Annotated in this window: 4 protein-coding genes; 1 reads left to right on the top strand and 3 read right to left on the bottom strand. The window is 71.6% G+C overall.

Features of this window, described 5'->3' with window-relative positions:
• The 3 genes from AC08OP_RS21535 to AC08OP_RS21525 all read right to left on the bottom strand — a co-directional run.
• Nucleotides 1–644, bottom strand: a 644-nt coding sequence (locus AC08OP_RS21535) for a hypothetical protein (protein ID WP_476615844.1), incomplete at its 3' end; no start/stop codon positions are given.
• Nucleotides 644–772, bottom strand: a complete 129-nt coding sequence (locus AC08OP_RS21530) for a hypothetical protein (RefSeq protein WP_476615843.1) — start codon at nt 770–772, stop codon at nt 644–646. The genes AC08OP_RS21535 and AC08OP_RS21530, both read right to left, overlap by 1 nt.
• A 2-nt stretch (nt 773–774) precedes the next feature.
• Nucleotides 775–1,353 (bottom strand): WhiB family transcriptional regulator, encoded by a 579-nt coding sequence (locus tag AC08OP_RS21525; RefSeq protein WP_476615842.1) that lies wholly within the window; start codon nt 1,351–1,353, stop codon nt 775–777.
• A gap of 203 nt (nt 1,354–1,556) precedes the next feature.
• Between AC08OP_RS21525 and AC08OP_RS21520 the strand changes: the two genes are divergently transcribed.
• Nucleotides 1,557–2,071 (top strand): GntR family transcriptional regulator (locus tag AC08OP_RS21520; RefSeq protein ID WP_476615841.1); only part of this gene is annotated, 515 nt, incomplete at its 3' end.

The raw sequence follows: 2,071 nt of genomic DNA, 5'->3' as shown, positions 1-2,071 counted from the left end.
GCGCTGTCCCAGTCCTCGGGGTCCAGGACGGCGGCGAGGACCGACCCGGCGCGGTGCAGCAGCCAGCCGCCCGCGACGGTGGCCAGTACCGCGCCGTGGCCGTCGGGGGTCATCCATCCAGGCACCTGGCCGGGCAGGATCACCGCGGCCAGAGCCACCCAGACCGCGGCCAGCGCCGTGTACCGCCCGGCCCACTCCACAACCGTCGCGGCCGTAGCCCGCCAGCCACCGGCCGCGCTGTCCTGTGACGGTCGGCGCGCAGGCAGGCAGAGACGGCTGTCGCCTGGGCAGTGCCAGCTGTCCGACGCGCACGACACACCCCGCCACCGCCAACCGGTGATCCCGGAGTTACCCAGCCAGCGGGTGGCCTCCGTCAGCAGATCCTGCGCGTCGACCTGGTTCTGCGGGCCGGTCACCGCCAGCCGCGCGGCGCCCTGCCCGTCGGCGGGAACGGTGGCGCTGACCGCGACCACACCGTCCGAGCAGCGCAGCCGGGTCCACAGACCATGCTCGGGACGGATCTCCTCCACCGGCTTGTCCACGCCCAGGACGTAGCCGGCGAGGAACTCCACCAGCTCCACGACCGGCGCCGTCACCGGTACCTCGATCGTCAACCACCGCGGCGCCACCACCGACGTATCCATCAGGCCACCGCCAGCGTGGAAGCGACAGGAAACGCGGTTTCGATAGCGGCCGCCAGCAGCTGCTCGCCGGCCTGGCGCAGCCGGGACGGGTGGGTCAGACCGATCGCGGCCAGGGCCAGCAGCTCCATCATCACGCCACCGCCGCAATCGCCGGGACGGCGGAGGCCGTGGCGGCCACGGTCATCGCCGCGGCCATCAGCGTCGTAGCGGCCTGGTCCAGACCCGCCGGCCTCGCGACGTGCAGCTCGTCCAGCGCGGCCGATGTCGCGGCCTGCGCGTCCAGGGCCACCTCGAGCGCAACGTGGATCTCGGCTACGTCAGCACCAGCGGCCACGGCCAGCGCGGCGGCGCTCACCGCGTCAGCCTCCACGGACAGCGCCGTCAGAGCCTCGCGCAGGCCCTCATCGCCCGCGGCGATCTCGCGGAGCCGGGCGTCGACGCGGGCGACCCTGGTCAGGTAGGCGGCGTAGGCGCGGGCCAGCGGGTCCCGCTCGTCCTCGGTCAGACCGGCGCGGACGCCGTACGGCTCACGCACACCCTCACGCAGGCACTGCCGGCGGACGGTGCAGGTCGAGCAGATCGCCCGCGTCGCGTCGACCGCGGCCGGGTCGCCCTCGACGGCGGCGTCGAACAGGTCGTACTGGTCGCGGCAGAACGCATCGTCGCGCCACGACCTGGTCAGGGATGAGGATGAGGCAGGATTGCCCATGGGTCTGTACCTCCCGGCGTATCGGGGGCTTGCAGATCAAGGGCGTCAGGGGTGCTCGTAACACCGACTGACGCCCGTCCACTCGTTGTGTACTAGTAGACGGTACGCAGTATGCGCGTACTGGCGCACATGCGCAAGAGGGAGCGTGCTAGTACACTCAGAGGTGTCGACGACGGGCAGCGTTTTACCTGCTAGGAGGCACCATGAACCCTCGCGCACAGAGGATTAACCCGCCCTACGTACAGATCACCGATCACTATCGGCGTCTGATCCTCGACGGCGAGCTGGCAGACGGATCCCGGATCCCGGCGATCTCCGCACTCGCTGACGAGTGGGACGTCGCCGCGGCCACAGCGGCGAAGGCGATCACGCAGCTGCAGGTCGAGCGGCTGGTCCGGACGTCGCCACGTGGCACGTTCGTCCACCGCGAAGGCAGCGCGAGCTCGCCCCGTGACCGCGCACTCCGGGCGCGCCGCATCGGCACGCTGGACGCCGCGGGCGAGGTCAGCGAGGTCACCGCGGCTGCGATCGTCCAGGCCCCCGGCTACGTCGCAGACCTGTTCAACCTGTCGGCCGAGGACCCGCGGATCCTCCGACGGGAGTGGGTCACTGCGGGCGAGACGGACAGCGCCACGCGGATGCTGTCGGTGTCCTGGTACCTGCCGGACCTCGCCGATGACGTGCCGGACCTGCTGTCAACCGACCCGGCTGTTGCCGG

It is taken from the genome of Frankia sp. CeRuru1 (genome assembly GCF_977966315.1).
The sequence above is the reverse complement of the archived record's forward strand: the minus strand, read 5'-3'. Positions and strand labels throughout refer to the sequence as shown.